Below are 6,688 nucleotides of genomic sequence, written 5' to 3'. Positions count from 1 at the left end.
CCATTGCCAGCCTCGTTTCCGACCGCAACATCACCATGTGAAAGACGCCGTGATCAGGGCAAACACGCCCCACCCGCTATCACGCACCAACTCGTATGCCCGCTTCACCTCCCGGCCCGGGCACGACCAGTGCTTCCGCGCGCTGGCCGATGCCGTCGAGATCGCCGAGCGGCATCCGGCGATTGCGGCCGTGACGGTGATCCGGCGGGACGGGCAGGCGCTGCTGCGCCACGAGTCCGGCGGAGCTGGGCGGGCGTCGTGGGCGCTGGCCGCGGAACGACTGCGGCCGTACACCGAGCAGGAGGTCACGGCGTAAGCTCGCGAGTAGCGAGCTCCTCCAGCAGCTCCGTGATGGTGGTGCCGCGCTCGTCGGCGAGGACGCGCAGCCTGTCGCGCACTTCCTCGCTGGTCTTGATACTCGTCGGCTTGCTCCCGTCGATTCTACCGCGGGTAGAACACATCGGTCAGCCCCTCGCGCTCCTTGCTGGCCCGGCTGAGCGTGACGGTTGGCCCGGGCCGTTCGCCGGTGGCGCTCCGCCGATCTGATCGGCTGCAGCGTCACGGGTTTTCTCGTTACTGCACCGCGCGGCCGATGAGGTTGTGACTCCCGGCCAGTCCAAGCTCGTGACACCCCAGGAAGGGACACCGCCATGTCGGAGCTTCTCGTCGACTTCATCACCTCGCTCGACGGCCACGCATCGGGAGAGGGATGGCCCGGGTTCTGGGGCCTCGAGGGCCCGGAGTACCTCGCATGGCTCGGTGAGCAGCCCAAGGCCACCTACCTGATGGGAGCGAACACCTACTGCCTTATGTCGGGCTTCGCCGCAGGCGACGTCCCGAATGGCCAAGACGAGTTCAGGCCCGAAGAAGAGGCGTCCGTCGACGAGCTCACGCAAGCGTCCAAGGTGGTGTTCTCCTCCTCACTCGAGGAGCCACTGACGTGGGCCAACTCCACGCTCGTCCGCGACGACGCCGTCGAGGCGGTCCGCGCCATGAAGTCGAGTGGCTCGGCGCTCCTCAGCACAATCGGCAGCCTCAGCCTGTGCCGGTCCCTGCTACGAGCCGGACTCGTCGACCGCTTCCGGGTCGTGATGTTCCCGGTGATCACCGGGGCTACAGGCGAAGAACGCATCTACGACGGCTATCCGGATGTTGCCCTCGAGATGATCGAGCACCGCACCTTCGACGGCCGCATCCAGCTGGTCGAATACAAGCCCCGCGTGCTCGAGCACCCGCCGCTCGGCGTCCCTGAGTGACGTGCCCCGTCCGCCGGTCTGGACGGCCGCCAGGCCGGCGCCGGCGGGTGCGGAGCAAGTCCTGATAGGGGGCCGCCGACGTCAGGACGCTCGGTCCACCTGGCCCCGAGCCGTCGCAGGTCAGCCCATGTACGCCCTCCCAGGCCGAAGTCTCCGCAAAGATCCACCTTTCGGATACGGATGCGTCGCTGGACGCTTTCCTGGGCAGAGCCTCGCGAGCTGAGCGCTCTACATGGCCGATGGGGCCAACTCAGTCACATTTGTCATCCCAGAGTCTCCCGGTCCCGCCCCGTGCCCCATTTGGTAGCTCGGCGGGTAGCGATCACTGATGGGCCCGGGGACCGGCTCGCCCACCGGCGACGCCAGACCCATGCACCCATGCGTCGAGGGCAGGACCGTCCGCTCACGACCGCCAGGTGCGCAGTTGCTCGGCGATGCGGGCGGCGGTGCACCGTGAGTCGTACAACTCATGCGCCAGTGCTGTGAGCTGCTCGCGGGTTGGATCGGCGGGGATTCCGCTGGCGTTGAGGTACATGACCGCAGCCGCGCAGGCGACGGCCAGGTTGGAGCGTTCGAGCCACCGGCAGCGGCCAAGCGTGTGCACGAGCGCGGCGGCCCGAGCGTACGGGCCGCCGTACACGGGCTGTTCGAGCAACTCCGCGCGGTGCCGCTCGACGGCGGAGATCGGCACCCCGAGATCATCGGGTGCGGGGTCACGGTGACCGGCGCGTTCAGCGACTTCCAGGATCCAAGACAGATCGACGTGCAGGGAGAAACTCACGCAGCGGCGCCCCGACTCTGGGGCGCGGGTCCATGCTGGGCATCGAGCTCTGCTTCCAGGCCATCGAGGAAGGCGCCGTGGGTGTCGATAAGGCGCTGGGCTGCCGACATTCCCGCGGCTCGGGCGCCGGTGGTGTCCTCGGTGATGAGGCGCTCCACGTAACGGTTGAAGTCCAGGCCGCGGGCGGCGGCGGCGTCCTTGCCAGCGGCAAGCACGTCGGGTGCCAGGCGGAGCTGGGTCTGCTTCCTGTCACTGCTCATACCGACAAGGTAGCAGGCTGGTAGCAGGTGATCCAGACCTTGTCCGCTCCCGATCCGGGCCGGCAGGTGCTCGCTAGCGTCCGCCTCGGTCCGCGGCGATGGCGCAGCACGGGCCGAGGCGGGACGGGCAGCTGGTTTATCGCCGGGGAGCCAGCAACGTTTGTTGGTCACCTGTCCTTGGACAGCGAATCCAGTCGTCTGCCCAGCGCTGACCTGCGGCGATTAACCTGATTGACAGAAGCGTGGTGGGGCTGTCCTTGCTCACCGACGCCAAGATGGGAACCCCCGCCAAGGAGCACACGAGTGCTGTAGGCGCACCACAGGACGGCGGCCGGGTGTCGGCAGTGGTTCGCCTCAGTCAGCGGTTGCTGGGGCTCAGCAGCGTGGCGGCCGCGGCGACGAAGGCTGCGGACGCTTCCTTGGCGGCATGCCGCTGGGCATCCAGCTCGGTGCGGCCGGTGGCCTTGCGCAGCGCGTACGTGGCATCTGCGGCCTGCTGGGCGGGGCCCGCCAGCTCGGGGACCAGAACCTGCAGGCGGATATGGGGCGCGGTGATAGCCGCCCGGGTGTCGTGGGACCTGTCTGAGCCTCCAGCTGGTGCTCGGTGCCAGCCTCTGTCAGGGCCAGACGCTCCCGATGGAACATCGCCGAGCGGTGCGCGCCCAGGGCGGCCGCAAAGTCGGTGACGGCCCCGAGCTGGTCCTGGCGGTGGATGTCGGTGCGCCGCTCGGCGCGTGCAGTACGTGCCGAACGGTGCTGGAGGAGTCCGGCCGTCAGGGCACCAGCCAGGGTACCGAGTACGGCAACGATCGAAGGCCATATGGACATCAGCTGTTGGGTCCTCTCGGGCAGTGGTTTCGGGTGGTGAGGTCGGCGTACAGCGAGGCACAACGGCGGCGGCTTCGGTGGCCCGAGTTCCGCCTGTGGCGCTTCGGGCCTACCCTGACGGTCGTTTCAGAGGCGGAACTCGGAGGCCATGATCACTCGCGTCAGGGCGAGGGCTGGCGAGAGTCCGAGTCCAAGCATCGGCTGGGGCTGGAGCGTGCGGTCGGCCGAGGCATGCCAGGGGGGTGGCGCGGGACCGGGGCGCGGCCGACTGAGTGGATGGCGACCTGACGGCCGGCCCCGGGATGGTGGGTCAGTGGTACTGCTTGGTCTTCTTGAGGATGTGGTCGCGGGTGAAGCCGAGGGTCTTCACGGCGTCGGTTCGGGCGCCGTGGTAGGCGTCGGTGAGTTTCCTGTCGACGGTCTTCCAGAACTCGGCTTCGGCGGCTTCGCGGGCCTTGTCGAGTTCTTCGAAAATCCGGTCCCTCTTGGCTTGGCTTCGGCGAGCTCCTTTTGAAGGTGCTCGCGGGCCTTGTCGATGTCGTCGGATCGGTGGGGGGTCATGGTGCTGCTCCTCGCGGTCGTGAGGGACGATGCTTCCGACCCCCTGCTCCGGTTGGAGCGTTGGGAGGCCAGGGGACGGCGGGCTGAGTTTGGCGACCTGGCCACCGCTCTCCCGGCCGCTTGCGCGTCGGTCGAGTATGCATTTCGAGTGTATGCATATCCCTGAATCGGGTTCCTTGCGCCCGTGCTCAAATGCGCTCCGAGCGCAGGCCGGACGGCCTGGCCCGCACCCGGCCACGAGGGGTTCGGGTGCGAAGCAGGGGGTCAGAGGCCCCGGGCGTCGGCCAAGCCGCCGGCGTGCTCGACCATGAGGAGCGGGATGTGGCCGGAGCCGTGCGCGTCGTTGAAGGTCGGCACGGAGCCGACGTCACCGAACTCGCGGCGGATCGCGTCCAGGAGCACGGCGGCCGCGTTGGCTTCCAGGCCACTGTCGCCGCGGGCCTCGACCCGGATCGCCCCCAGCATGCAGCGGGCACCGTCCTCGTCGACCAGCGCACCGGAGCACCAGCCGCCGGTGAGCAGGCGTGTTGGGCGCGCTGAAGAAGGGCCGCCACTGGCGTCGGGTACAGCTCCGGTAGCGGGGCGGGCCCGGTGTCGATAGGGCCAGTGACGACGTCGGCCAGGACGATGGGGCTGGTGTCGATGTGGGCGGTGCTGACCTCGTAGGCGACGGCTGCTTCGTCCAGGCGTGCGGTCATCTCCGTGTTGATGAGCGTCAGGCGTTCCTCGAGGGTCAGTTTCGCCGGGGGCTCGGGCGCTTGGGTGGTTGTGGCCGTTTGGTCTGTGGCGGGGTGGGTCCGGGGCATCGGGACTCCTGGTGGCTTCGACGACGCGGGGCGGGTGGCGGCCTTCGACGCCAGCAGCCGGAGCGGGGTCAGATGCTGGAGATCCAGTCGTTGATGGCGTTGATCGCGGGGGTGATGATGGGCGCGGCGCCGGTGGGGGCGAGGATGGAGCCAAACGCGGCGCAGGCCAAGGCGGGTCCGAGGCGTACGAACCCGCCCTGTATGAGGACGAAGACGACGATGCCGAGCAGGACGGCGGCGGAGATCGATGTGGCCACTTGCGGCGTGTCGTTCCAGATGTGAGCAGGGCCCGGCCGGTGCGGCCGGGCCCTGCGGTGTTGGGTGCGGGGTGGGTGTCAGACGCCGGAGAGGTTCTTGATGGCCTCCAGTGCCTGGCGGGGAGAGGTGACCGCGTCGCGGCGCGCGGCGGACTTCCCGCCGCCGCGGCGATTGCCGCCCTTCGTCGGGGCCTCGTGGTCCTCGTCGTCGGGCTCGGGTCCGAACTCGCCGGGCCGGGGAGGCTCGGTCCAGTCGAACCACAGGTTGCGGGCTTCGAGCTCGCGGATTTCGTGGTCGGTCAGGGTGGCGACGGTGTCGGGGAAGTAGCCGTCGATGCCAGCCTTGAAGTCCATGAACAGCGTGCGTAGGACGTCCGGCTGCGTGCCTTCGACGATCCAGCCCGCGCCGCCGGTGTTGGAGTCGGCCGGCGGCTCGGGCTCGCCGCGCATCACGCGCTCGATCCGTCCTGCCTCGGCCGGGGAGAAGGAGCGGGGAAGCGGGTCGGGGATGTGCTCAGGAGGGATGCCGAGGGCCTTGAACATGTCGCCGACCTTCTTCGCCGACCGCGTACTTGCGGCCCTTGACCGACACGAGCTCCGCGAGGTCCATGATCTCTGTGCCGTAGTCGCCGTTGCGGGCGGCGGAGAGGAACTCGTCGAGGTAGGCGGACAGCATCCGGTAGGGGCAGCCTGGACGGTCCGGATCCCATTCGTGGACTTGGCCGTCCTCCCACGGCATCTCGCCGCGGATCTCCATGAGCGCGACCAGGACCCGCAGGTGCTGAGTGGTAAACAGAAGCCCGCTCAGACTAGGTGCCTGGTGAGCTCGGTGACGATGTCGTCGAACGCATTGAGTACGAGCGAGAAGTGACCCTCGTTCGACTCTAGGTGGACGGTGGAACCAGTCAACCGACTCGCTAGCCAGCGGCCGTGGGCATAGGGCACCATCTGATCCTCGGCACCCTGCCAGACCGAGACCGGGGTCTCGATGGTGTCAAGGCCGAATCCCCAGTGAGCGACGAAGGCCAAGTCGTCGTCGCGCCAGCCGGCGATGCCGCTGGACACAGCCTCCCGGAACATCGCCGCCATGTAATCGGCGAACTCGTCGGTAAGCACCTTTCGGTCTACATCGGACACCAGATCGCTCATCGCGGCCACAATCTGGTGAGCTTGCACCTCGGCCAGACTGGAGGCCTGGGTATTCAGGACGGCGGCCAGAGGCTCCTGGCCAGCGGCGGCCGCGCCGAACTCCTTGATGTTCTCCGCCCCCATGCCGCCCATCCAGTCAAGGCCCTCGGCGCCGTAGGGAGCAACACCGGCCACAGTAGCTGCTGCCAGGCATCGGCCGGGCATCAGCGCGGCGCAGGCGAGGGCGTGCGGCCCGCCGCCGGACCAGCCAACGGTCAGAAACCTGTCGGCATCAAGCTCGTCCAGGATGGCGGCGACATCGGACGCCACTGCGGCGACCGTACGACCGGGCTTCGGCGACGAACCAGCGTATCCGGGCCGACTGTGGACCACGACCCGCAAGCCGTGCCGCGCGGCAGTCGCGACCGTCTGTCCATAGACCATGGCCGCGGACGGCGTGCCGTTATGCAGAACCAGGGGCGTCCCGTCTGTGGGACCGGCCACCAGGTATTCCAGTGTCCGGCCGTCCGCGAGGTAAAGGCTTGTCATGGGAAGAGGCTACGGCGGGAACGCACACCGGCCCGGCAGGAGCGGCGCTCCGCCGCGTCACAGCGGATCGCTTCACACAGATCGAGCGGTCGACTGCCCCGTCGGCTTCGGTCCGCCTCCGTTACTGACTTCGGCGCGTCAAGGTGAGAGTGGATGATCGAGGGTCAGGCCGGTGCCGGTTATGAAGCCGTCGAGGGTGTCGAGCCGGTACTGGAGGCGTTTGAGCCGGTTGCGGACGAGGGCTTCGAGGTGGTCGAGGGCC

10 protein-coding genes and 2 pseudogenes are annotated in these 6,688 nt (G+C 68.5%); 3 read left to right on the top strand and 9 right to left on the bottom strand.

Features of this window, described 5'->3' with window-relative positions:
• Window positions 1–316, top strand: a pseudogene (locus tag ABZ532_RS31085) (hypothetical protein); the annotation flags it as partial.
• Here the strand turns inward: ABZ532_RS31085 and ABZ532_RS31080 are convergent.
• Window positions 306–461 carry a hypothetical protein gene (locus ABZ532_RS31080; RefSeq protein ID WP_361291239.1) on the bottom strand — a complete coding sequence of 52 codons (156 nt, stop codon included), beginning with the start codon at window positions 459–461 and terminating at the stop codon, window positions 306–308. The pseudogene ABZ532_RS31085 and the gene ABZ532_RS31080 overlap by 11 nt on opposite strands.
• A gap of 189 nt (window positions 462–650) precedes the next feature.
• Between ABZ532_RS31080 and ABZ532_RS31075 the strand changes: the two genes are divergently transcribed.
• Window positions 651–1,256, top strand: coding sequence for a dihydrofolate reductase family protein (locus ABZ532_RS31075; protein ID WP_361291236.1), 606 nt, complete (start codon window positions 651–653; stop codon window positions 1,254–1,256).
• Between the two features lie 403 nt (window positions 1,257–1,659).
• Here the strand turns inward: ABZ532_RS31075 and ABZ532_RS31070 are convergent, their stop codons facing one another.
• Window positions 1,660–2,025 carry a fic family toxin-antitoxin system, toxin component gene (locus ABZ532_RS31070; RefSeq protein WP_361291241.1) on the bottom strand — a complete coding sequence of 122 codons (366 nt, stop codon included), beginning with the start codon at window positions 2,023–2,025 and terminating at the stop codon, window positions 1,660–1,662.
• A gap of 8 nt (window positions 2,026–2,033) precedes the next feature.
• Window positions 2,034–2,297, bottom strand: a complete 264-nt coding sequence (locus ABZ532_RS31065; RefSeq protein WP_361291233.1) for a hypothetical protein — start codon at window positions 2,295–2,297, stop codon at window positions 2,034–2,036.
• Between the two features lie 1,141 nt (window positions 2,298–3,438).
• Between ABZ532_RS31065 and ABZ532_RS31060 the strand changes: the two genes are divergently transcribed.
• Window positions 3,439–3,639: a hypothetical protein gene (locus tag ABZ532_RS31060; RefSeq protein WP_361291230.1), complete on the top strand. Its 201-nt coding sequence runs from the start codon at window positions 3,439–3,441 to the stop codon at window positions 3,637–3,639.
• Between the two features lie 311 nt (window positions 3,640–3,950).
• Here ABZ532_RS31060 and ABZ532_RS31055 read toward each other — a convergent pair whose 3' ends face one another.
• The 6 genes and pseudogenes from ABZ532_RS31055 to ABZ532_RS31030 all read right to left on the bottom strand — a co-directional run.
• Window positions 3,951–4,151: a hypothetical protein gene (locus ABZ532_RS31055; RefSeq protein ID WP_361291227.1), complete on the bottom strand. Its 201-nt coding sequence runs from the start codon at window positions 4,149–4,151 to the stop codon at window positions 3,951–3,953.
• A 409-nt stretch (window positions 4,152–4,560) separates the two neighbouring features.
• On the bottom strand, window positions 4,561–4,749 hold the full coding sequence (locus tag ABZ532_RS31050; protein WP_361291224.1) for a hypothetical protein: 189 nt from the start codon (window positions 4,747–4,749) through the stop codon (window positions 4,561–4,563).
• A 78-nt stretch (window positions 4,750–4,827) separates the two neighbouring features.
• Window positions 4,828–5,292, bottom strand: a complete 465-nt coding sequence (locus tag ABZ532_RS31045; RefSeq protein ID WP_361291221.1) for a hypothetical protein — start codon at window positions 5,290–5,292, stop codon at window positions 4,828–4,830.
• Window positions 5,264–5,506: a hypothetical protein gene (locus tag ABZ532_RS31040; RefSeq protein ID WP_361291218.1), complete on the bottom strand. Its 243-nt coding sequence runs from the start codon at window positions 5,504–5,506 to the stop codon at window positions 5,264–5,266. The genes ABZ532_RS31045 and ABZ532_RS31040 overlap by 29 nt, the downstream gene beginning before the upstream one ends.
• 47 nt (window positions 5,507–5,553) lie before the next feature.
• Window positions 5,554–6,426, bottom strand: coding sequence for an alpha/beta hydrolase (locus tag ABZ532_RS31035; protein WP_361291216.1), 873 nt, complete (start codon window positions 6,424–6,426; stop codon window positions 5,554–5,556).
• 138 nt (window positions 6,427–6,564) lie between these two features.
• Window positions 6,565–6,688 (bottom strand): annotated as a pseudogene (locus ABZ532_RS31030) (IS630 family transposase); the annotation flags it as partial.

Source organism: Streptomyces sp. NPDC019396 (genome assembly GCF_040632375.1).
Taxonomy (GTDB): domain Bacteria; phylum Actinomycetota; class Actinomycetes; order Streptomycetales; family Streptomycetaceae; genus Streptomyces.
Note: the sequence above shows the minus strand (reverse complement) of the source record. Positions and strands in the feature narration are given on the sequence as shown.